This window comes from Herbaspirillum hiltneri N3 (assembly GCF_001267925.1).
GTDB classification, from domain to species: Bacteria; Pseudomonadota; Gammaproteobacteria; order Burkholderiales; family Burkholderiaceae_D; genus Herbaspirillum; species Herbaspirillum hiltneri.
Genome location: NZ_CP011409.1, coordinates 1,251,572 through 1,272,450, shown reverse-complemented (window position 1 = coordinate 1,272,450; position 20,879 = coordinate 1,251,572). Strand labels below are relative to the sequence as shown.

Sequence of the window (20,879 nt, the reverse complement as noted above, 5' to 3'; positions counted from 1 at the left end):
GGCAATTCAAGATTGCCGGACATACTGCAGACAGCCCGATATTTCCAAAAAGAAATTCCCGAGCAATCAAAGACTTATCCGCGCCGGCGACGCGGCAGGCCGCCCGTGCCCATGCCTTGCCCGGACATGCCGCCACCGCCGCCGCCGTTGCGTTGCGGACGATTATGGCGACGCTGGCCGGCGTCCGGGAAACCCAGTGCGGTCTGCAGCGGATCCGGCTGACGCGGCTTGTTGCCCTGCGGACGTCCGCCCTGGCCTTGCCCCTGGCGCGAACCCTGACCTTGGCCTTGGCGCGCCCCCTGCCCCTGGCCTTGCCAGGACGGTTGCTGATCGCGGCGCGGACCGCGCGGCTGCATCGGATTGGCGTTGGCGTTGCTGCGCGGCTGAGCATCACCGTTGCCGCTACGATTACCATTGCCATTGCCTTTGGACTTGCCAGCGGGCGCATCGGCGCCGCCTTGCTTTTCCATGCCGCACACTGCCAACAGGCTGCGCACGGCGTTTTCTTCCAGCTCTTCCCAACGGCCGCGCTTGAGACCTTGCGGCAGCGACATGACGCCGTAGCGGGTGCGGATCAGGCGCGACACGGTCAGGCCGATGGCTTCGAACATGCGGCGCACTTCGCGATTGCGGCCTTCGCCGATGGTCACGCGGTACCACTTGTTGACGCCTTCGCCGCCGCCGTCGGCGATCTTGGAAAACTGCGCCATGCCGTCATCGAGCTCGACGCCGTGCAACAGTTTCTGGCGCATGCCTTGTTCCAGTTCGCCCAGCGTGCGTACGGCGTATTCGCGCTCGATGTTGTAACGCGGGTGCATCAGCCGGTTGGCCAGGTCGCCGGAAGTCGTAAACAACAGCAAACCTTCGGTGTTGAAGTCGAGACGGCCGACGGCCAGCCATTTGGCTGCCTTCATGTTCGGCAGGCGATCGAATACCGAGGCGCGGCCTTCCGGGTCGTTGTGGCTGACGATTTCGCCGGCCGGCTTGTGATACACCAGCACGCGCGGCGGCTTCTTGCTGACTTTGCGTTGCAGCAACTTGCCGTTGATACGGACCTGGTCGGTCGGCAGAATGCGCTGACCGATGTGGGCAGGCTCGCCGTTGACCGACACGCGGCCGGCCACGATCAGCTCCTCCATGTCGCGGCGCGAACCGAGACCGGAGTCGGCCAGCACCTTGTGCAGCTTGGGTGCGTCGTCTTCCGAAGTCAGGTCGCGGCGACCGTTCTTGCCGCGCAGCTGATGCGTGCCGCGCGCGCCGCTGCGGGCGCCGTCTTCCTTGTCGTAGGCGTCGGAGGTGACGAACGAAAACACGTCGTCGCCGGCGTCATGCGCACGCAAACCCAGTTGCGGCGCTTTCGGCTTGCCACCCTTGGCGAATGGTTTCTTGCCTTTTTGCTGGCGATTGCGATCCTGGCCCTGACCGTCGCGGCGCGATTCCGCCATGGCCTGGTCGGCGACCGGAACCGGCGCGTTGGCATCCGCCGGGATTGCCTGCTCTTCGCCGGCAACTGCGTGGTGCTGCTCACCTTCGCCAGCTTCAGCGGCGCGCTGTGCAGCGCGATTGTTGCGCAATGCGCGCGGACCGCGTACGCCGCGGCGTGCAGGCTTGGTGCGTGCGCTGTCGGTCGGCGCATCAAGCAGGACCGGCGCGGCGGTAATTTCTTCGCCAATGGTGACGATAACCTTGGGCGCTTCTGCAGCCTGAGGAGCAGACTCGACGACAGCGGCCGAACCGGCATCAGCATCGGCGACCACCTTCTTGACGCGCGGCGCACGCTTCTTCGGCGCAGGCGCATCGGCGGCGGCTTCCACTGTGGCCGGTGCGGCTGCGGCCGTTTCAGCCGGGGCCTCCGCAGCGACCTTTTTGGCGCGCGGTTTGGCAGGCGCCCTGGCAGGCTTCACCGCCGGAGCAGCGTCGGCAACTTCGGCGACGACTTCTTCCGCCGCGACCTTTTTGGTGCGCTTGCGGACCGGCTTGGCAGCAGTGGCGTCAGCGGCGCCGGGCAGGTCTATCTGCTGATCATCATTGGAACTAGATGGTTTCATTATTTGAATCGCGGTTATTCAGACCGGGCGCGGCGTCACTTGCGTGGCCGGAGGCGAGGTCGTTGGTGTGAATGTCTTCAGCAGAAGCAGGGCTTTCAGCCTGCACTTCTTCGTGATTGGCGACGCTTGGTGCGATGGCATCCACGTCATTCTCGATGTCTTCCCCCGGAATTTCTTCCACGGCAGTCTCGGCAACCGCTTCTTCCGCCACCCCGGTTGCTTCGGGTACTTCGGCGGCATCGGCCTCTTCGGCAAACTCAATCGGTTCGGCAGCTTCTTCCGTCGTCAGTTCCGCGGCGATGCCATCGGCGACTTCGGCAATCGCGACCGCTTCAGCTGACTCGCCTGCAGCAGCGGCAGCAGCCTCCGCTTCGCCCTGAGCGAGCAGGTCGGCCTGCATGCCGGCTTCCAGCGCCTGCAATTCCAGCAACGCGCCCGGATCGACCACGCCATCCTTGGTCACGGTCTTCAACGGCGGCAACTGATCCAGTGAAGTCAGGCCCAGGTCGTCGAGGAATTTCCTGGTCGTCGCAAACAGCGCCGGACGGCCGGGCACGTCACGATGGCCGATGGCCTCGATCCAGGCGCGATCTTCCAGCAGCTTGACGGTCTGGGTACTGACCGTCACGCCGCGAATCTCTTCGATATCGCCGCGGGTAACCGGCTGGCGATAGGCGATGATGGCCAGGGTCTCGAGCGTGGCGCGGGTGTACTTAGGCGGCTTTTCAGGATTCAGGCGGTCCAGGTAGACCTTCATTTCGGCCCGGCTCTGGAAACGCCAGCCGGTCGACAGGCTGACCACTTCCACACCCTTGTCGATCCAGTCTTCGCGCAGCTCTTCCAGCATTTGCCGGATGATGTCCGCGGTTATTTCACTGACGGTATCGTCACCTGAGACATAAAGCTTCTTCAGTTCGTTGATTGATAATGGCTCGTGGGCACATAGCAATGCTGTTTCGAGGACTTTCTTGGCCTCAATAGTATTCATGTACGACTCGTGTGCGGCTTGTTTAATAAAAGTTCGCGGCTGACTATTCGGATATATCGGATATACGGACTATACGAAGCCTGGCTGCGCGGGTTGAGTTCATCACAGCGCCAACGGTGCTGCCAGGTTGTGAACCTGAATTGCTGCCTGATGCTGTTGGTGCTGCTTCCCGGCGCTCGATTTATAGGAGGTTGAAGATGAGCGGGAAAATAAGGCTTGGTTGCGAATACAGAATCCTGAGTTCCCAGATTCTCGCACCATTTCAACTTTTGACCTTGCAGGCGGCGCCGAGCTGAGTTTTCGGGTGGCCGGAGGCAAAATGCAAAATATACTGCGCGGAGTTTAGCACAAAGGCCCGGGCGGTTGTCGCCTCAATCGCGCATCGTTGCGACAGTCAGACAGTATTTGCAACGTGACGGCAAGGCAACAAATGCCCTCCACCGCGGGGCCGCCCGACTGGCCGGATCAGCCGGCAGCCTTCTTTTCCAGCTCCAGCCGTCGGGTGAAATCCTCCGCTGGCATCGGCTTGCCGAGCAGATAACCCTGCACTTCATCGCAGCCGTTTTCGAGCAGGAAGTTATATTGCTCCTGGTCTTCCACCCCTTCGGCAATCACCCGCAGGTTGAGGATGTGGCCCAATGAAATCACCGCCTTGACGATCGCCGCGCTATCAGTATCGCGGGCAATGTCGCGCACGAAGGACTTGTCGATCTTGAGCGCATCCACCGGGAAACGGCGCAGGTAGCTCAGGCTCGAATAGCCGGTGCCGAAGTCATCCACCGACACCTGCAAACCCAGGCGCTTGAGCGCATTGAGTGTCGCGACGGTCTTTTCGGCGTCCTTCATGACGACGTTTTCGGTGATTTCCAGCTCCAGCCAGGCGGCCGCCAGGCAACTCTCGGCCAATACCTGGCGCACGAACTCTGGCAGATTCTGGTCGAGCTGGCGCGGCGACAGGTTCACCGCCACCGGAATCGGCGCCAGGCCGGCGTCCTGCCAGGCCTTGTTCTGGGCGCAGGCGGTGCGCAATACCCATTCCCCGATCGGCACGATCAGGCCGGCTTCCTCGGCAAACGGGATGAAACGGTCCGGCGGCACCATGCCCTGGTCCGGCGTGATCCAGCGGATCAGCGCCTCGGCGCCGATGATGCGGCCATTGGCCAGGCTGATCTTGGGCTGGTAATACAGCTTGAATTCGTCGCGGTCGAGCGCGCGCCGCAGGCTGACCAGCATCTCCAGGCGATTGCTGACCTGCGCATCCATCCACCCGGCGAAATACTGGAAGTTGTTGCGCCCCAGCTCCTTGGCTTTGTACATGGCCGAATCGGCGTTCTTGAGCAGCGTTTCGACGTCGCGGCCATCGGTCGGACAGCGGCTCACGCCGATGCTGCAGGTGACGTGGAACTCGCGATCGCCCACCACCCACGGCCGCGCCACGGCGGACAGGATGCGCTGCAGGACTTCGGTGATGCGGTTTTCGTCCGGCTGATTCTGCAGCACCAGCACGAATTCGTCGCCGCCCTGGCGCGCCACCATGTCGGTTTCGCGCACGCAGGACACCAGCCGCTGCGCCACGGTCTTGAGCAGCTCGTCGCCGACCTGGTGGCCGAGGCTGTCGTTGATGAACTTGAACTGGTCGAGGTCGACGAACACCACCGCCGTCAAGGTGCCCTTTTGCCGCGTGCTCTGGATCGCGCGCTGCAAATGGTTGTGCAGCATGGTGCGATTGGGCAGGCCGGTCAGCGCGTCATGCGTGGCCTGATGCCGGATTTCGGCTTCGTACAGCTTGCGCTCGGTGATGGCCTCGACGGTGCCCTCATAAAACATCAGAGTGCCGGCTTCGTCGCGCACGGCGCGGGCGTTTTCGGAGATCCAGATGATCTCGCCGTCACGGCGGTAGACGCGCGATTCGAAGTTCGACACCGAACCGAACTCGGCCATCATGCGCATGAACTCGGTGCGACGCTCGGGCTCGACATACAGCTGATGCTTGATGTCGCGCAGGCTGACGATCAGGTCATCGGCCGACTTGTAGCCGTAGATGCGCGCCAGCGCCGGGTTGACCGCGATATAGCCGCCGTCCGGAGTGGACTGGAACACGCCTTCGATGGCGTTCTCGAAGATGCTGCGATAGCGCCGTTCGGCTTCGAGCAAGGCCTGGTCGGCCTCCTTGCGCGCGGTCACGTCCTGCACGTAGCCTTCCAGCGCATCCAGCGTGCCGGCGGCATTGTAGATGCCGACGCCGCGCTCCCACACCCAGCGTACGTCGCCGTCGGCGCGCACGATGCGGTATTCGAGCTCGAAGCGGCGCTTGCCGTCCAGGCAGGCCCGGATGGTCTGGCGCACGGTCTCGCGGTCTTCGGGATGAGTGATGTCTTCGTACGAGATGCGGTGATTGAACAGCAAGTCTTCGGGTTGGTAGCCGGTCAGCTCCAGGCAACCCTCGCTGATGAACTCCATGGTCCATTCATCGTCGTCGCGGCAGCGATACACCATGCCGTCCAGATTGGCCAACAGGGTTTCGAGCAGACGCGACGGCCTGGCGATGGACGTAATGGCGGCGGCGTTGTCTGACGGAATCAGGGAAGCGACGATCTTCATAAATGGAGTAACGAAAGGGGAAACGAAGGGTCCGGCAACAGCTGCCGGGGACTACATGACGCCTATGTAGTGAAGCGTACTTTTTTGATCACAATAAGCAATAACAATGCCACTCAACCATCCTGCCCTGCAGCGCAGGCCCAGCACAAACGCTTGAGTATGTGTATCCGCAAAGCAATACCCATGCCGTTTCCCCGGCTATTGCCTCCGCGAAACAATGCACCAATCTGGCGCAGCCATGAAGCCCCGGCGATTGCCGAAAACACCATTCTTTTCGGCCCATGCCGGAGCGCCGTCGGCAGTAGAATCCCAACACCGCCTGACAAACAACAAAAAGGACGCTGGTATGTGGGCAACTCGTTACCTGATATTGTGGTTCGTGATTTTTCTGACGCTGGCGCTCGCCATCCTCGCCTCGGGCCATATGGTCAGCTGGTGGTGGGCTGCGGCGCCGCTGGTGCTGAGCGTGATCGGCGTGCGCGACATCGTGCAACGCCGCCATGCAGTCTTGCGCAACTATCCGCTGATGGGCCATTTCCGCTTCATGTTCGAAGCGATCCGTCCGGAACTCCGCCAGTATTTCTTTGAAGGTGAAAACGACGGTGCGCCCTTCACGCGCAAGAAGCGCAGCGTGGTCTACCAACGCGCCAAGGCCGACGTTGACAGCCGCCCGTTCGGCACCGAACTCGACGTCAAGCTGGCCGGCTACGAATGGATCGGCCACTCGCTGTCGCCGACCAAGATCGCCAGCCACGACTTCCGTGTCGTCGTCGGCAAAGGCCTCGCGCAACCGTACTCGATGTCAGTCTTCAACGTCTCGGCAATGAGCTTCGGTTCGCTGTCGTCCAACGCCATTCGCGCGCTCAACCAGGGCGCAAAAAAAGGCAACTTCGCGCATGACACCGGCGAAGGATCGATCTCGGCCTATCACCGAGAATTCGGCGGCGACCTGGTGTGGCAGATCGCCTCGGGCTACTTCGGCTGCCGCCATCCCGACGGCAGTTTCGACGAAGAGAAATTCGCGGTCCAGGCCAACGCGCCGCAGGTGAAAATGATCGAGGTGAAATTGTCGCAAGGCGCCAAACCCGGCCACGGCGGCGTTCTGCCGGCAGCCAAGATCACGCCGGAGATTTCCGCCACGCGCGGCATCCCGATGGGCGTCGATTGCATTTCGCCGGCGGTGCACTCATCGTTCTCATCGCCGATCGGCCTGCTGCAATTCATTGAAAAACTGCGCACGCTGTCGGGTGGAAAACCGACCGGCATCAAGCTGTGCATCGGCCATCCCTGGGAATTCTTCGGCATCGCCAAAGCCATGCTGGAAACCAACATCGTGCCCGACTTCATCACCGTCGACGGCGCCGAAGGCGGCACCGGGGCCGCGCCGCTGGAGTTCACCGACCACGTCGGCATGCCGCTGCAGGAAGGCTTGCTGATGGTGCACAACACGCTGGTCGGCATCGGCATGCGCGACCGCGTCAAGATCGGCGCCAGCGGCAAGATCATCACCGCCTTCGACGTCGCCCGCACGCTGGCGCTCGGCGCCGACTGGTGCAATTCGGCGCGCGGCTTCATGTTTGCGCTCGGCTGCATCCAGTCGCAAAGCTGCCATACGGATCGCTGCCCGACCGGCGTGGCGACGCAGAATCCGACGCGCGCCCGCGCGCTGGTGGTGCCGGACAAGGCCCAACGCGTCTACCGCTTCCACCAGAGCACGCTGCACGCGCTGCAGGAACTGGTGCAGGCGGCCGGCTTGCCGCACACCTCGGCGCTGCGTCCGTTCCACATCGTTCATCGCATCAACGACCATGAAATCCAGCTGCTGTCGGAGATGCTGAAATACCTGGAACCGGGCGACCTGATCACCGGCAATTACCGTTACCAGGTCTATGAAAAATACTGGCCGATTGCACGCGCCGAGAGCTTCCATCCGGAAATCGGCAGCACCTTCCATTGAGTTGATTCATGTGGTGCGGCCGTACGGCGCGCCAAAGAAAAACGCCCGCGATTGCGGGCGTTTTTCATGCTTGTCTGGCGTAGAAGCGGCGCTGGCGCCAAGGCAACTATTCTTAAATATTATTTACGCTTCATGAAGAAAATGAATTCCTGATTCTCTTGCGATTGCGACAGCAAATCGTTGCCGGTCTGCTTGGCGAAAGCTTGGAAATCGCGCACCGAACCGGTGTCGGTCGCCGTCACGCGCAATACCTGACCGCTCGACATGTCGGCCAACGCTTTCTTGGTTTTCAGTATCGGCAGCGGGCAATTCAGGCCCCGCGCATCCAGCTCTCTGTGAAATTCAATAACCATACTGTGAATCAAAAATTCCTAGTGATCGTTCGAGAATTCTACTCCAACCTGAACCGCCTTGGTGCGTCGCAACATACTATGTTGTATTTCGCGCACTACTGTTGTGCAGGGGAAACTAACGGGGTGGATGAGCCGGCGAATTCAACGAACTGGACAGGCAAATCTTGCCGCCGCATCCACTCCGCCACTGCGTATCCCGTCCCCGCCGGCCAAGGCCGCAAATCGGGCGGCGCCACCAGGCGATACTCCAGCAATTCGGGAGACAATTTGATTTCACCCGAGGCTTTCACGTGATACGCAATGATCAGTTCATTCTTGCGCATGAACTCATAAACGCCGATCAGGGTGATCTGGTTGGCATCCAGATTGGTTTCTTCTTTTATTTCTCGCGCGATGCCCTGCTCCGGTGTTTCGTCGCGCTCCATGAAGCCGGTGATCAGTGCGAAACGGCCTTCCGGCCAGGCCGCATTGCGCGCCAGCAACATCTTGCCGTCGATCTCGACCAGGGCGGCCAGCACCGGCAAGGGATTGTCCCAGTGCGTCCAATGGCCTTCGGGACAGGCAAGCCGCAGCTTGCCCGCCTCTTGTTCATCGGCGCGCATCACGAGCGAGGCGGCGCAGACGGGACAAAACTTGAAGTCGCTCATGGAGGCGTTCGTGCTTAAGCTTTTGTGCCGACCCAAGCCGCCACGCCTTGCAGCGCGTTCGGCAAACCGCTTGGATCCGTACCGCCGGCTTGCGCCATGTCGGGACGTCCGCCGCCCTTGCCGCCGACTTGCTGGGCGACGAAGTTGACCAGTTCACCGGCCTTGACCTTCGATGTCGCATCGGCGGTGACGCCGGCGATCAGGCTGACCTTGCCGTCCTTGACCGAAGCCAGCACGATGGCGGCGGTCTTGAGCTTGTCCTTGAGCTTGTCCATGGTTTCGCGCAGGGTGGCGACATCGGCGCCTTCCAGTGTTGCCGCCAGCACCTTGATGCCGTTGACGTCGACCGCTTGCGCGAGCAATTCGTCGCCCTGGTTGGACGCCAGCCTGGATTTCAATCCGGCCAGTTCCTTTTCCAGCGCCTTGACGTGGTCCTGCACCTGCGCAATGCGCTGGGTCAGTTCTTCCGGCTGCGCCTTCAGGGCCGCGGCCGCTTCGGCGACGCGGTTGCTGAGGGTCTGCACCAGCGCCAGTGCGCCTTCGCCGCTGACGGCTTCGACGCGGCGAATGCCGGCTGCGACGCCGCTTTCGGCGACAATCTTGAACAGGCCGATATCGCCGGTGCGCGACACGTGCGTACCGCCGCACAGTTCACGCGACGAACCGATCGACAGCACGCGCACTTCGTCGCCGTACTTCTCGCCGAACAGCGCCATTGCGCCGGCGCCGACGGCATCGTCGTAACCCATCAGTTTGGCTTCGGTCGCGGCATTGGCGAGGATTTCGCGGTTGACGATTTCTTCGACGCGGCGGATTTCATCGGCGCTCATCGGTGCGTTGTGGCTGAAGTCGAAACGCGTCTTGTCGGCGTCGACCAGCGAACCCTTTTGCGACACGTGGTCGCCCAGTACTTCACGCAGCGCCTTGTGCATCAGGTGAGTGGCCGAGTGGTTGCGCATGGTTTGCGCGCGCTGCTCGCCGTCGACCTTGGCTTCCACGACATCGCCCACCGCCAGCGAACCCTTGACCAGGCTGCCGTGATGGCCGAACACATCGGGCTGGATCTTTTGCGTATCGGCCACCGCGAACAGCGCATTGGCTGCTTCGAGCACGCCGGCGTCGCCCGCCTGGCCGCCCGATTCGGCGTAGAACGGCGTGGTGTCGAGCACCACGATGGCGTCCTGGCCGGCTTCGACCTTGGCGACGGCGCTGCCGTCGACGTACAGCGCAGTGACCTTGGCCTGCTGCGTCAGCGCGTCATAACCGACGAATTTGGTCTTGTCGCCGCTGTATTCGATGCCGGCAGCCGATTTGAATTTACCGGCGGCGCGGGCCGTCGATTTCTGGCGCTCCATGGCAGTGGCGAAACCGGCTTCGTCGAGTTCGACATTGCGTTCGCGGCAGATGTCGGCGGTCAGGTCGAGCGGGAAACCGTAGGTGTCGTACAGCGTGAAGGCGGTCTCGCCGTCGAGCTTGCCGGCATTCTTGGCCAGCGCGGCTTCGAGGATCTTCATGCCGTGTTCCAGCGTTTCGCCGAAACGTTCTTCTTCCTGCTTGAGCACTTGTTCGACACGCGCAGCGGCGGCCGGCAGTTCCGGATAGGCGGCGCCCATTTCGGCGACCAGATCCTTGACCAGCTTGTAGAAGAACGGCTGGGTCTGGCCCAGCTTGTGACCGTGACGCAGCGCGCGGCGGATGATACGGCGCAGCACATAGCCGCGGCCTTCATTGCCTGGAATCACGCCGTCGACGATCAGGAAGGAGGTCGCACGGATGTGATCGGCGATGACCTTCAGGGAATTGTTTTCCAGATCGTCGACCTTGGTTTCGCGCGCAGCGGCCTTGATCAGGCGCTGGAACAGGTCGATCTGGTAGTTGCTGTGCACGTGCTGCAGGATCGCCGCCAGGCGTTCCAGGCCCATGCCGGTGTCGACGCACGGCGCCGGCAGCGGGGTCAGCGTGGCTTCGCCGGTCTTCGGATCGATCTGGCGGTCGAACTGCATGAACACGTTGTTCCAGATTTCGATGTAGCGGTCGCCGTCCTGTTCCGGGCTGCCCGGAGGACCGCCCCAGACATCGGGACCGTGGTCGTAGAAGATTTCCGAGCAGGGACCGCATGGGCCGGTGTCGGCCATTTGCCAGAAGTTGTCGGAGGCGTAAGGTGCGCCCTTGTTGTCGCCGATGCGCACGATGCGCTCTTTCGGCAGGCCGATGACCTTGTGCCAGATGTCGTAGGCTTCATCGTCGGTTTCATAGACGGTCGCCCACAGCTTTTCAGCCGGCAGGCCGTAGACCTTGGTCAGCAGCTCCCAAGCCCAGACCAGCGAGTCGTGCTTGAAATAATCGCCGAAAGACCAGTTGCCGAGCATTTCGAAGAAGGTGTGATGACGCGCGGTGTAACCGACGTTTTCCAGATCGTTGTGCTTGCCGCCGGCGCGCAGGCAGCGCTGCACGGAGGTGGCGCGCACGTAATTGCGCTTGTCGGTGCCCAGGAACACGTCCTTGAACTGGACCATGCCGGAGTTGGTGAACAACAAGGTGGGGTCGTTGCCCGGCACCAGGCTGGACGAACGGACAATGGTGTGTCCCTTGGATTCAAAGAATTTCAGAAACTTGTCGCGGATTTCGGCTGAGTTCATGTTCTAGGACTGTAAAGAAAACGGTGCAAAAATGATGTGGCAGAAAGAGCGGCTGTGAACCGGCTGCTGTGAACCGGTGATTATACGTGATTAGCCCTGCCCCGATCATGGTCGGCAAGGCCTGCAGGACGTTTGCCGCAAGTCAACAGGTCCGATCGGGAAAAAGACGTAAAAAAACCCGTTCGGATTGCTCCCAACGGGTCAATGGCGATATCAACCTGCAACCTGAATCAGACTGGCCTCGGAACCCTCCGGCCTATCCCCCTCACGACTTGCCTGGCCAAAATCCCCTCCGGTAAATCAAGCGCCTTGATACAGCTTGCCGTTCTTGCTCTTCTTGGCGTGTTTCTTGTGCTTCTTGTGCTTTTTGTGTTTCTTGTGCTTGGCATGCGGCGCCTTGGCTGCCGGTGCGGCTGCTGCCGGAGCGCCAGGCGCTGCTGCAGGTGCATTCTGTGCCAGGACAGGCATGGCGAAAGCGGCAACGAGTACGGCTGCCAGTAATTTATTCAGTTTCATCTTTTCCTCTTAAGTTGGTTCTTACAAGCTCGCTGACGATTATTGTCACGTCTCCCGGTCAATTCGGCGAATCCGCTCTGACATGCGGCCTGTCTGTGCTGTAACGCCAGGATTCCGATTCGCGTTGACATAGTTTAAGCGGCGCGCACCGGAAATCCATTCGGGAATTACCTGATATATTTCACCGCAGTTTTGCGGACCGGTTCGGCTTTTTTGGTGGCAGCGTGGTCTTTCCCGCTCGCCGTTTTGGCCGGCTGCTCCTTCACCGCGACCGCATGGTGCGGCCGGGCGACCGGCCTGGCCTTTGCTGCATGCGCTTTCTGCGCCGCGTGCCTGGAATGCGGACTGGTCAATTGCCTGACGGGCGCCTTGCTCTTCTTCTTGACGGCTTTCCCCTGCTTCACCGGCTTGGCGGCGTGCACCTTCTTCGGGGTCGCGCCGGTTTTTGGTGCGGTCCCCGACGCGGGGGTTGTGGCGACCACCTTTGCCGTCCCGTGATCTCGGCGGTCTTGCAGGATCTGCGCCTCGCGCACGGTCAGCTTGCCGGCCTTGAGGTCGCGTACGATGCTGTCGTCGGTGTATTTCTTCTGGCTGGCGCCGGCCTGCGCGCCGGCATTGCTGGTGATGACAATGGCGGCGGCTGCCGCCAGCATGCTGAGCATGCCCTTGGTTTTCATGATTCCTTGCTTCCCTGAACTGGTTTTTCTTCGTTGCTCTTATCCACTTATGCCGGACCGATGAGATCAATGCGGTCGGTGCAGAAGCCATCCACGCCCCAGCCCAGAATCTCTTCTGCGCGGGCCGGGTCGTTGACGGTGTAGCAGAATAAACCATATCCCGCGTGTTTCACCGCCTGCGCCAGCTCCGGCGTCAGATTCTTGTGACTTGTGTGCAACGCCACCGCGTCGAGCGCCTGCAAGCGCGCTTCCCAATCGGCGGGAATGCGATCGACCAGGAAACCGCGCGGGATACCCGGCGCGACCCGCTTGGCGGCCATCAGCGCGTCGAAGGAAAACGACGAGAACAAGGGCAGCGTACGGTCATTCTGCCCCGGCACGTGGGCGGCGATTTCAGCCGCGAAAAAGCGTGCCGTCACTTCTCCCGCGACCTCGCCGGTGCGCACCGCCCAGGCGTCGCCGGCCGGCTTGATTTCGATGTTCATCCAGATGCCGTTGGCGCGGCTGAATTCCAGAACTTGCTGCAAGGTGCAGACCCTTTCGCCGGCATATTGCGGGCTATGCCAGCCGCCGGCGTCAAGCTGCTGCAACTGCGCCAGCGTGTGCTCGGCGACCTTGTCTTCGCCCGGCAGCGTGCGGCCGAAGACCGGGTCGTGCATCAGGATGGCCTGCTCGTCGGCGGTCAGCATGACGTCGAATTCGACCGCCCGGAAGCCGTGCTCCATGCCGCAGCGGAAGCCCGCCAGCGTGTTTTCCGGGGCCAGCGTGCCACCGCCGCGATGCGCCGCCACTTTTGGATAAGGCCACATATTTTTCTCCCTGCAAGAATTTGGAACGCGTTTTTAGTGCCGACATTCTATGCCGGGCGACGGCGCGATAACAGCATTTCATCGTCCCGATTCGCCGCTTCGTCGCCGGGGGCTGGTGCGGCTGCCGAATCGGGTTACCATTCCGCCATCAGAGAACTCATCGGATTCCCCCAGAACTTTTCATGAATATCCCCGTTTCACGCTTACGCCTCATCCCGCCGGAACTGCTGCGCGGCCTGCTGCCGACCATGATCATCAACCTGCTGTGCGCGCTGGTGGTCACTTACCTCATGCGCATCGGCGCCGGCTTCGTTGAAAACCTGGTGTTCTCGATCTGCATCGGCACCACCGCGATGGTGCTGATCGACTGTGGCCGCCTGCTGCTGTGGGGGCAAGACGAACCGAACAAACCCGGCTTCCTGCTGATGCTGGTGATCTTCGCGCCGCTGTCGTTCGTCATCGGCAACATGATCGCCAGCTCCCTGCTCGGCTATCCGCTGAGGATATTCACCCCGGGCCAGGCCAACAACACCATCGGCGTGATCGTCCTGATCCTGGTGGCCTGCGTCGGCGCCACCCTGTTCTACTGGAATCGCGAAAAAATGGCGGCGCTGGAAGCGCGCAACGTCGTCATCGAGAAGCAGGCGCTGCAAGCGCAACTGCAGATGCTGCAGGCGCAGATCGAGCCGCACATGCTGTTCAACACGCTGGCGACGCTGCAGACGCTGATTTCCAGCGAACCGCTGCGCGCCCAGCAGATGCTCGACCAGCTGATCCATTACCTGCGCGCCACGCTGTCGACCTCGCGCAGCGAACAGACTTCGCTGGGCCAGGAGTTCGATCTGATCAAGGCCTACCTCGGCCTGATGTCGCTGCGCATGGGCTTGCGCCTGACCTACACTTTGCAGCTGCCGGATGAGTTGCGACGCCAGCGCATCGCGCCGATGCTGCTGCAGCCGCTGGTCGAAAACGCCATCCGCCACGGCCTCGAACCCAAGATCGACGGCGGCGACTGCACCGTCAGCGTGACCCGCCATCAGGAGCTGCTGATCATCAGCGTGTTCGACACCGGCATGGGCCTGCACAGCACGGCCAGCTACAATCGTCCGGACAGCACGCACCTCGGCCTGGAAAATATCCGCGCACGCCTGTCAGTGTTGTACGGACCGGAGGCCGAGCTGACGCTGACGCACAATATCCCCGCCGGCACCGTCGCGCAGATCACCATCCCCATGTACGCTCTCAAGAAGTCCTACACCGAACCCAACTAACCCGCCGATCGTGCCCGCCATGCCCATCACGTCGCCACCCGCCCGCGCCCTGATTGCCGAAGACGAAACCCTGCTCGCCGACGCCCTGTCCGCTCAGTTGCAGCGCTTGTGGCCCGGCCTCGAGATCGCAGGCATCGCCGCCAACGGCATGGCCGCCGTCGAGCAAGCGCTGGCGCTGCAGCCCGACGTCCTTTTCCTCGACATCAAGATGCCCGGCCAGAGCGGCCTGGAAGCGGCCCGCGAACTGGCCGACGAATGGCCGGACACGCGGCCGTTTCCTTTGCTGGTGTTTGTCACCGCCTATGACGAATATGCGATCCGGGCCTTCGAGCAGGCGGCGATCGACTACGTGCTCAAGCCGGCCAACGACGCGCGCCTGGCGCTCACCGTCGCGCGCCTGCAGGCAAGATTGAAGGACATGGGTGATCAGGGACTGGAACAGGTGCTGGCGCAGCTGCGCGGCCTGGCGCCGGCCGCAATCGCGCCTCAGGAGCGCCTGCGCATGATTCGCGCCGCCGTCGGCAACCAGGTCCGGCTGATTCCTGTCGACGACGTCGTGTATTTCGAAGCCACCGACAAGTACGTCAACGTCGTCACCGCGGATGGCGAAGCGCTGATCCGCACCAGCCTCAAGGAACTGATCCCGCAGCTCGACCCCGAGCGTTTCTGGCAGGTGCATCGCGGCACCGTCGTGCAGATCGCCGAGGTCGCCGCCGCACAGCGCGATGAAGCCGGCAAGTTGTCATTGAAACTGCGCAAGCGGCCCGAGACGCTGGCCGTGAGCCGCCTGTTTGCGCACTTGTTCCGACAGATGTAGGTTCACGGCGACGGCTTGGCCGCCATCAGCCACACGATTGCCAACGGCAGCAGCGTCGCCACCGTACCGGCGACGGCCCAGATCCGCGACAAGCGCCAGTAGCGCGCCGGAATCTCAGCGTCGCGCGGCAACGGCGCCAGCAGCTTCGCCTGCGCCCGTTGCAAGGGAATCAGCAGGCCCAGCCACAGCAATCCGGTCGCGGCAAACAAGCCATACGCCCAACGCAGCCACAGCACATCCGGCATGCCGCTCTGCGCCGCCAGAGAACGCCCGGCGACGGACAGCAGCACCACGCCGCCGAACGTGAAAAACACATCCGCCCAGTTGGTCGCACGCACGGCGAAACGGACCACGGCCAGATCGCGGGTGCGATCGGCCATGATCTTCCAGAAGGCGGTGACGATGATATTGCCGAGAAACAGCACGACGCCCAGCACGTGCAGGGTCTTGAGGAAGCCGGCAGACATGGAATTCTCCTGTTGATGTAATCGGATCAGGATTCCAGTATCTGCGGCGGCGCAGGGGAGAAACAGCGCGATGCGACGAAACGCCGTCCGCGCGGAATGAATTGCAGCTACGGCTCCGTAGCCCGGTCCTTCCCCACGCCCTAGCGACCGTAATAGCCGCCGCCGTAATACGGTCCATGGCGGTAATAGCCGCCGTGCGGCGGGCCCGCCGGGACCACGATGCAGGCCGACAGCGAGGTGGCGACCAGGATGCCGGCGACGGCGAGTTTGAGCAGCTTCTTCATGACGTCCTCCTTGGACTTGACGATGAACGCAGCTTGCCAGCAAAGGAAAACGGCAGGTAATTCGCATCCGTATCAGGTGTAATCAATTATTTCCCGCCCCACGCCGCCGGAAGTGCCGGCGATGTACCGGCGATGCGCCGTAAAACCCCGTCAATACCGCTTGCTGCGGTAAAATGTCTGTCTATACATATATGTCTCCCCACAAAGCATCCATGAGCAACGAACTGAAAAACGGTCACACTCCGGCACCATCCACCAATTTCCTGCGCGGCATCATCGAAGCCGACCTCGTTTCCGGCACGTATGCCGAACGCAGCGACAAGCAGGGCCACGCCCTGCCGCAGGTAGTGACCCGCTTTCCGCCCGAGCCGAACGGCTACCTGCACATCGGCCACGCCAAGTCGATCTGCCTCAACTTCGGCCTGGCGCGCGACTACAACGGCCGCTGCCACCTGCGCTTCGACGACACCAATCCGGAGAAGGAAGACCAGGAATACGTCGACACCATCATCGACTCGGTCAAATGGCTGGGCTTCGACTGGGACCACAGCGGCCAGCCGCACTTGTATTACGCCAGCAATTACTTCGACGTCATGTACGCCGGCGCGCAGGCGCTGATCCGCAAGGGCCTGGCGTACGTCGACGAGCAAAACGCCGAACAGATGCGCGAAACCCGCGGCACGCTGACCGAACCCGGCACCGATTCGCCGTGGCGCAACCGCCCCGCCGATGAATCGCTGCGCCTGTTCGAGGAAATGCGCGACGGCAAGCACGCCGACGGCACGCTGATCTTGCGCGCCAGGATCGACATGGCCAGCCCCAACATGAACCTGCGCGATCCGGCCATCTACCGCATCCGCCACGCCACTCACCACAATACCGGCGACAAGTGGTGCGTGTATCCGATGTACAGCTACGCGCATCCGATCGAAGACGCGCTGGAAAGCATCACCCACTCGATCTGCACGCTGGAGTTCGAAGACCAGCGCCCGTTCTACGACTGGGTGCTGGAACGCCTGGCCGAAGAAGGTTTTTTCAAGAAACCGCTGCCGCATCAATACGAATTCGCGCGCCTGAACCTGACCTACATCATCACCAGCAAGCGCAAGCTCAAGCAACTGGTCGACGAAAAGATCGTCAGCGGCTGGGACGATCCGCGCATGCCCACCATCGTCGGCCTGCGCCGCCGCGGCTACACGCCTGAAGCGATCCGCCTGATGTGCGACCGCACCGGCGCGTCCAAGAACAACAGCTGGATCGACTACAGCATCCTCGAAGGCGCGCTGCGCGACGACCTCGATCCGAAGGCGCCGCGCGCCGTCGCCGTGCTGCGTCCGCTCAAGCTGATCATCGACAACTTCCCGGAAGGCCAGAGCGTCGAATGCAGCGCTCCGGTCTATCCGCCGGCGCACCCGCTGCATGACAGCGAACATCGCCTGTTCCCGATCACCAAAAACCTGTGGATCGAAAAAGAAGACTTCATGGAAGTGCCGACCAAGGGCTACTTCCGTCTCTTCCCCGGCAACAAGGTGCGCCTGCGCTACGGCTATGTGGTCGAATGCACCGGCTGCGACAAGGACGCCGACGGCAACGTCGTCGCCGTGCACTGCAACTACTTCGAAGACAGCAAGAGCGGCACGCCCGGCAGCGCCAACTACAAGGTCAAGGGCAACCTGCACTGGGTCAGCGCCGACCACGCGCTGGAAGCCGAAGTGCGCCTGTACGACCGCCTCTTCACCGATGCCCATCCGGACGCCGGCGGCAAGGACTTCAAGCTGGCCTTGAATCCGAACTCGAAGGAAGTCATCACCGCCTACCTGGAACCGACGCTGAAGACCGCCGAAGCCGGCGCGATCTACCAGTTCGAACGCCACGGCTATTTCGTTGCCGACCGGGTCGACTCCGTGGCCGGCAAGCCGGTGTTCAACCGCGCCGTCACGCTCAAGGACAGCTGGGTCGCCAAATAATCATTCCAATAATATTATTCCCGCCGGCATCCCGGGACGCCGGCATTTTCTTGCGAGTCCATGATGTTTGAAACATTGCAAATCCAGCGCTTCTCCTTCGGCACGGTGTACAAGGTCCTGTTCATCGCCGCCACGTTCTCGATGGTGCCGCTGGCCGTCCTGATGGGCTTGTTCGCCTTCTTCGGCGCCGAAACCATCGTCTGGAACGGCCAGCACCTGACCGGCCTGATGGGCCTGATCGCCTCGCCGTTCGTTGGCATCATGATGGCGCTGATCTTCACCGGCTTCCTCGGCACGCTGTTCGCCTGTGGCCTGTGGCTGTACTCGAAATTCCGTCCGCTTCATCTCAGCTATACAAGATAATCAACCCCGGACATGCGCATTTGCGCATGCAGGCACATACCAAAGGACTGCAACATGACCATCTCTTTCTACAACGCCTCAGTGCCCGTCTTCAAGCAAGGCCTGAACAGCCTCAAGGGCATCCTCGCCAAGGCCGAAGCACATGCGACTGCGAAGAACATCGACGCCGACGCCTTCCTCAAGGCGCGCCTGTTTCCCGACATGCTGAACCTGACCCGCCAGGTGCAGATCGCCGCCGACTTCGCCAAGGGCGTGCCGGCGCGCCTGGCCAATGTCGAGGTGCCGCCGTACGAAGACAACGAAGCCGGCTTCGCCGATCTGCAGGCGCGCCTGGACAAGACCCTGGCCTTCATCGAGACCCTCAAGCCGGAACAGTTCGACGGCGCCGCCGAGCGTGAAATCGTGCTGCGTCCCGGCACGCCGAAGGAAAAGCGCTTCACCGGCGAAGCCTACCTGCTGCACTACGGTATCCAGCACTTCCTGTTCCATGTCACCACCGCTTACGACATCTTCCGTCACAACGGCGTCGAAGTCGGCAAGAGCGACTACATCGGCACTTACTGATCTTGCGCAGGAAGCGCCCGCCGTTCATCGCGGACGATCAGATGGCGCAGAGAGTATTGAAAATCCTTCCGTAGTTGCTTACGGAAGGATTTTTTTTTGACAGGAGAATACGGTACGGAGCTAAACTTCCGTTGAAGCCTCGTCAACATCTGCTTGGGGCTGAAGCGATGTCAAATGTAATCAAATGCATCATCCGTTGGCGAAAGAAAAATTCTCGGTATAGTGCGATTCACTCAAAATCAAAAAAGAGGCACCAAATGAAACGCTTTTTCTACGCTTCCGTACTCGCCCTCAGTTGCATGACAGCGCTCTTGCCCGGACAGGCCGCGGCACAAGTCAGCGTCGACATCAATATCGGCACGCCGCCCCCCGCACCACGCTACGAAGCGCCCCCTCCGCCACGCGGCGGTTACCTGTGGGCGCCCGGATACTGGAACTGGGATGGACATCGCCATATATGGGTGCAGGGACACTGGGAACGCGTGCGCCGCGGCTATGAATATGAGCGTCCCGAATGGCGCGAGGGACCACGCGGATGGGAGCTGCATCGCGGCGGCTGGCGCCGGGGCGAAGAACGCCGTCACGAACATGACGACGACGATCGTCATGACGGCCCCCGCTATCATTGCCCTCCGGGACAAGCAAAAAAAGGAAATTGCTGATCCCGGCATCGTCGACCGGCAATCTGCCGGTCGGATCGCACAAAGCGCGTCACTCGCTGCGCTTTGTGCATTTCTCCGCAGTCGCGTCGAGCGTTATGAATTCTTTTTGAGGAAACGATCGGCGATCAGCGATCAGCGATCAGCGATCACCAGATTTTCAGCCACTTCAGCAAAGCCACCGTCGCTACGCCGAGGCCTATCATCACCCACATCACCATCATGAACGAGGCCTCGTCGTGCAGCCCCGGCAAACCCGCCACGTTCATCCCGAAGATGCCCGACACCAGCGTCGCCGGCATCAGCAACGCAGTCAGGATCGACAAGGCCATCAGATTGCGGTTCATCTGCTCGGACATCTGCGAAGCGATTTCTTCCTGCAGCAGCTTGGCGCGTTCATATAGTGCTTCCAGCGTCAGGTGCAATTCGTTGAGTTCATCGAGCGCGTGGTTGAGTTCTTCCAGCGCGGCGGTCGGCACCCACGACGGCCGCAGGCGATTGAGCTGACTCAGCAGACGCCGCTCCGGCGTAATGTGGCGACGCAGTTCGGCCAACTGGCGACGGATCGCACTGAGTTCGCTGCGGTCTTCGGGACGGCGATCCGACAATACCGATTCTTCGATGTCGTCGACCTTGTCGTTGAGCTGCGCCACGCGGGCGTCGAAACCGTCGGCCAGGCAGCGTAGCAACTCGGCGAACAACTCCATCGAATTGTCGAACGGGGCACCGTCGAGCACTTTCTGACGCAGCATGTTGGTCGAGCATAGCGGTTGCGTGCGCAGCGTCAGCAGGCGATTGCTGTCGAGGAAAAAATGCAGCGCGCCCTTCTCGGTGCCGGTGTCGCCGATCTCCATCTTGATATCGGCCAGCGTGCCGTAGAAGCCGTTGGCGGTGGTGTGCAGGCAGGGATGAGTATCGCTGCTGAGCAGGAATTCGCTGATGTGTTCGGGGATGTCGTCGCTGGTTTCCATCCAGTGGCGCACCTTGACGTCGGCGGTCTTGACGTGCAGCCAGCTGAAGGCCGGCGAGGGAATTTTCCCCGCCATGACTTCATGCCACTTCAACTGGGTGGCACGGCCCTCGTCGAAACGGAACGCGCAAATGAAGCCCGCAGGTTCATACAGCAAGTGCAGAGCCTGGGGCGTGTCCGGGGGATTGTGCATGGCGCGGCGCTATCGACGTGAAAACGCTGGATTCTACCGGCCGACTTTGACAATTTTGTGACAAGGCCGGCGCCAGGGCAAGGCAGCGC

At 61.7% G+C, this 20,879-nt stretch carries 19 protein-coding genes; 7 read left to right on the top strand and 12 right to left on the bottom strand.

All coding sequences use genetic code 11. From position 1 onward, the window contains the following. Nucleotides 1–74 precede the first annotated feature (74 nt). The 3 genes from rluB to F506_RS05710 all read right to left on the bottom strand — a co-directional run bounded on the left by rluB (nt 75) and on the right by F506_RS05710 (nt 5,637). Nucleotides 75–2,048, bottom strand: coding sequence for a 23S rRNA pseudouridine(2605) synthase RluB (gene rluB, locus F506_RS05720; protein ID WP_053195738.1), 1,974 nt, complete (start codon nt 2,046–2,048; stop codon nt 75–77). Continuing rightward, nucleotides 2,035–3,036 (bottom strand): SMC-Scp complex subunit ScpB, encoded by a 1,002-nt coding sequence (gene scpB, locus F506_RS05715; RefSeq protein ID WP_053195737.1) that lies wholly within the window; start codon nt 3,034–3,036, stop codon nt 2,035–2,037. The genes rluB and scpB overlap by 14 nt, the downstream gene beginning before the upstream one ends. A gap of 465 nt (nt 3,037–3,501) precedes the next feature. Continuing rightward, on the bottom strand, nt 3,502–5,637 hold the full coding sequence (locus F506_RS05710) for a putative bifunctional diguanylate cyclase/phosphodiesterase (protein ID WP_053195736.1): 2,136 nt from the start codon (nt 5,635–5,637) through the stop codon (nt 3,502–3,504). Between the two features lie 346 nt (nt 5,638–5,983). Here F506_RS05710 and F506_RS05705 point away from each other — a divergent pair, with 346 nt between their 5' ends. Continuing rightward, nucleotides 5,984–7,594 (top strand): FMN-binding glutamate synthase family protein, encoded by a 1,611-nt coding sequence (locus F506_RS05705; protein ID WP_053195735.1) that lies wholly within the window; start codon nt 5,984–5,986, stop codon nt 7,592–7,594. 119 nt (nt 7,595–7,713) lie between these two features. Here F506_RS05705 and F506_RS05700 read toward each other — a convergent pair whose 3' ends face one another. From F506_RS05700 to ugpQ, 6 genes are all read right to left on the bottom strand, one after another. Further along, nucleotides 7,714–7,947 carry a sulfurtransferase TusA family protein gene (locus F506_RS05700; RefSeq protein ID WP_007876134.1) on the bottom strand — a complete coding sequence of 78 codons (234 nt, stop codon included), beginning with the start codon at nt 7,945–7,947 and terminating at the stop codon, nt 7,714–7,716. Nucleotides 7,948–8,042: 95 nt separating this feature from the next. After that, entirely contained in the window at nt 8,043–8,594 is a 552-nt protein-coding gene (locus F506_RS05695; RefSeq protein WP_053195734.1) for an NUDIX domain-containing protein, read from the bottom strand. Between the two features lie 14 nt (nt 8,595–8,608). Continuing rightward, nucleotides 8,609–11,233: an alanine--tRNA ligase gene (alaS, locus tag F506_RS05690; protein WP_053195733.1), complete on the bottom strand. Its 2,625-nt coding sequence runs from the start codon at nt 11,231–11,233 to the stop codon at nt 8,609–8,611. 300 nt (nt 11,234–11,533) lie between these two features. Next, the gene (locus tag F506_RS05685) at nt 11,534–11,749 is read right to left on the bottom strand and encodes a hypothetical protein (protein WP_053195732.1); all 216 of its coding nucleotides are present in this window, start codon (nt 11,747–11,749) and stop codon (nt 11,534–11,536) included. Nucleotides 11,750–11,916: 167 nt separating this feature from the next. Continuing rightward, nucleotides 11,917–12,426 carry a hypothetical protein gene (locus F506_RS05680; protein WP_053195731.1) on the bottom strand — a complete coding sequence of 170 codons (510 nt, stop codon included), beginning with the start codon at nt 12,424–12,426 and terminating at the stop codon, nt 11,917–11,919. A gap of 47 nt (nt 12,427–12,473) precedes the next feature. Then, on the bottom strand, nt 12,474–13,235 hold the full coding sequence (gene ugpQ / locus F506_RS05675; protein ID WP_053195730.1) for a glycerophosphodiester phosphodiesterase: 762 nt from the start codon (nt 13,233–13,235) through the stop codon (nt 12,474–12,476). Nucleotides 13,236–13,417: 182 nt separating this feature from the next. Here ugpQ and F506_RS05670 point away from each other — a divergent pair, with 182 nt between their 5' ends. Further along, the gene (locus F506_RS05670) at nt 13,418–14,506 is read left to right on the top strand and encodes a sensor histidine kinase (protein WP_053195729.1); all 1,089 of its coding nucleotides are present in this window, start codon (nt 13,418–13,420) and stop codon (nt 14,504–14,506) included. A 19-nt stretch (nt 14,507–14,525) separates the two neighbouring features. Then, nucleotides 14,526–15,323: a LytR/AlgR family response regulator transcription factor gene (locus tag F506_RS05665; protein ID WP_200907714.1), complete on the top strand. Its 798-nt coding sequence runs from the start codon at nt 14,526–14,528 to the stop codon at nt 15,321–15,323. A 2-nt stretch (nt 15,324–15,325) separates the two neighbouring features. Here F506_RS05665 and F506_RS05660 read toward each other — a convergent pair whose 3' ends face one another. Beyond that, entirely contained in the window at nt 15,326–15,790 is a 465-nt protein-coding gene (locus F506_RS05660; protein WP_053195728.1) for a DUF2269 family protein, read from the bottom strand. Nucleotides 15,791–15,930: 140 nt separating this feature from the next. Then, nucleotides 15,931–16,074, bottom strand: a complete 144-nt coding sequence (locus F506_RS23480; RefSeq protein WP_167552700.1) for a hypothetical protein — start codon at nt 16,072–16,074, stop codon at nt 15,931–15,933. A gap of 212 nt (nt 16,075–16,286) precedes the next feature. On the opposite strand from F506_RS23480, the gene F506_RS05655 reads away from it, so the two are divergent. From F506_RS05655 to F506_RS22590, 4 genes are all read left to right on the top strand, one after another. Further along, nucleotides 16,287–18,041 (top strand): glutamine--tRNA ligase/YqeY domain fusion protein, encoded by a 1,755-nt coding sequence (locus tag F506_RS05655; RefSeq protein WP_053195727.1) that lies wholly within the window; start codon nt 16,287–16,289, stop codon nt 18,039–18,041. Nucleotides 18,042–18,101: 60 nt separating this feature from the next. Further along, entirely contained in the window at nt 18,102–18,404 is a 303-nt protein-coding gene (locus F506_RS05650; RefSeq protein WP_053195726.1) for a hypothetical protein, read from the top strand. A gap of 54 nt (nt 18,405–18,458) precedes the next feature. Then, nucleotides 18,459–18,968: a DUF1993 domain-containing protein gene (locus tag F506_RS05645; protein WP_053195725.1), complete on the top strand. Its 510-nt coding sequence runs from the start codon at nt 18,459–18,461 to the stop codon at nt 18,966–18,968. A 257-nt stretch (nt 18,969–19,225) separates the two neighbouring features. Further along, nucleotides 19,226–19,630, top strand: coding sequence for a YXWGXW repeat-containing protein (locus tag F506_RS22590; protein WP_083457625.1), 405 nt, complete (start codon nt 19,226–19,228; stop codon nt 19,628–19,630). A gap of 146 nt (nt 19,631–19,776) precedes the next feature. Here the strand turns inward: F506_RS22590 and F506_RS05635 are convergent, their stop codons facing one another. Beyond that, a complete protein-coding gene (locus F506_RS05635) occupies nt 19,777–20,790 on the bottom strand; it encodes a transporter (RefSeq protein ID WP_053195723.1) in 1,014 nt (337 codons plus the stop codon). Nucleotides 20,791–20,879 lie beyond the last annotated feature (89 nt).

Bases quoted from the DNA above. Each gene is read 5' to 3' on its own strand.
- rluB (WP_053195738.1), bottom strand. From the start codon at position 2,048: ATGAAACCATCTAGTTCCAATGATGATCAGCAGATAGACCTGCCCGGC.
- scpB (WP_053195737.1), bottom strand. From the start codon at position 3,036: ATGAATACTATTGAGGCCAAGAAAGTCCTCGAAACAGCATTGCTATGT.
- F506_RS05710 (WP_053195736.1), bottom strand. From the start codon at position 5,637: ATGAAGATCGTCGCTTCCCTGATTCCGTCAGACAACGCCGCCGCCATT.
- F506_RS05705 (WP_053195735.1), top strand. From the start codon at position 5,984: ATGTGGGCAACTCGTTACCTGATATTGTGGTTCGTGATTTTTCTGACG.
- F506_RS05700 (WP_007876134.1), bottom strand. From the start codon at position 7,947: ATGGTTATTGAATTTCACAGAGAGCTGGATGCGCGGGGCCTGAATTGC.
- F506_RS05695 (WP_053195734.1), bottom strand. From the start codon at position 8,594: ATGAGCGACTTCAAGTTTTGTCCCGTCTGCGCCGCCTCGCTCGTGATG.
- alaS (WP_053195733.1), bottom strand. From the start codon at position 11,233: ATGAACTCAGCCGAAATCCGCGACAAGTTTCTGAAATTCTTTGAATCC.
- F506_RS05685 (WP_053195732.1), bottom strand. From the start codon at position 11,749: ATGAAACTGAATAAATTACTGGCAGCCGTACTCGTTGCCGCTTTCGCC.
- F506_RS05680 (WP_053195731.1), bottom strand. From the start codon at position 12,426: ATGAAAACCAAGGGCATGCTCAGCATGCTGGCGGCAGCCGCCGCCATT.
- ugpQ (WP_053195730.1), bottom strand. From the start codon at position 13,235: ATGTGGCCTTATCCAAAAGTGGCGGCGCATCGCGGCGGTGGCACGCTG.
- F506_RS05670 (WP_053195729.1), top strand. From the start codon at position 13,418: ATGAATATCCCCGTTTCACGCTTACGCCTCATCCCGCCGGAACTGCTG.
- F506_RS05665 (WP_200907714.1), top strand. From the start codon at position 14,526: ATGCCCATCACGTCGCCACCCGCCCGCGCCCTGATTGCCGAAGACGAA.
- F506_RS05660 (WP_053195728.1), bottom strand. From the start codon at position 15,790: ATGTCTGCCGGCTTCCTCAAGACCCTGCACGTGCTGGGCGTCGTGCTG.
- F506_RS23480 (WP_167552700.1), bottom strand. From the start codon at position 16,074: ATGAAGAAGCTGCTCAAACTCGCCGTCGCCGGCATCCTGGTCGCCACC.
- F506_RS05655 (WP_053195727.1), top strand. From the start codon at position 16,287: ATGAGCAACGAACTGAAAAACGGTCACACTCCGGCACCATCCACCAAT.
- F506_RS05650 (WP_053195726.1), top strand. From the start codon at position 18,102: ATGATGTTTGAAACATTGCAAATCCAGCGCTTCTCCTTCGGCACGGTG.
- F506_RS05645 (WP_053195725.1), top strand. From the start codon at position 18,459: ATGACCATCTCTTTCTACAACGCCTCAGTGCCCGTCTTCAAGCAAGGC.
- F506_RS22590 (WP_083457625.1), top strand. From the start codon at position 19,226: ATGAAACGCTTTTTCTACGCTTCCGTACTCGCCCTCAGTTGCATGACA.
- F506_RS05635 (WP_053195723.1), bottom strand. From the start codon at position 20,790: ATGCACAATCCCCCGGACACGCCCCAGGCTCTGCACTTGCTGTATGAA.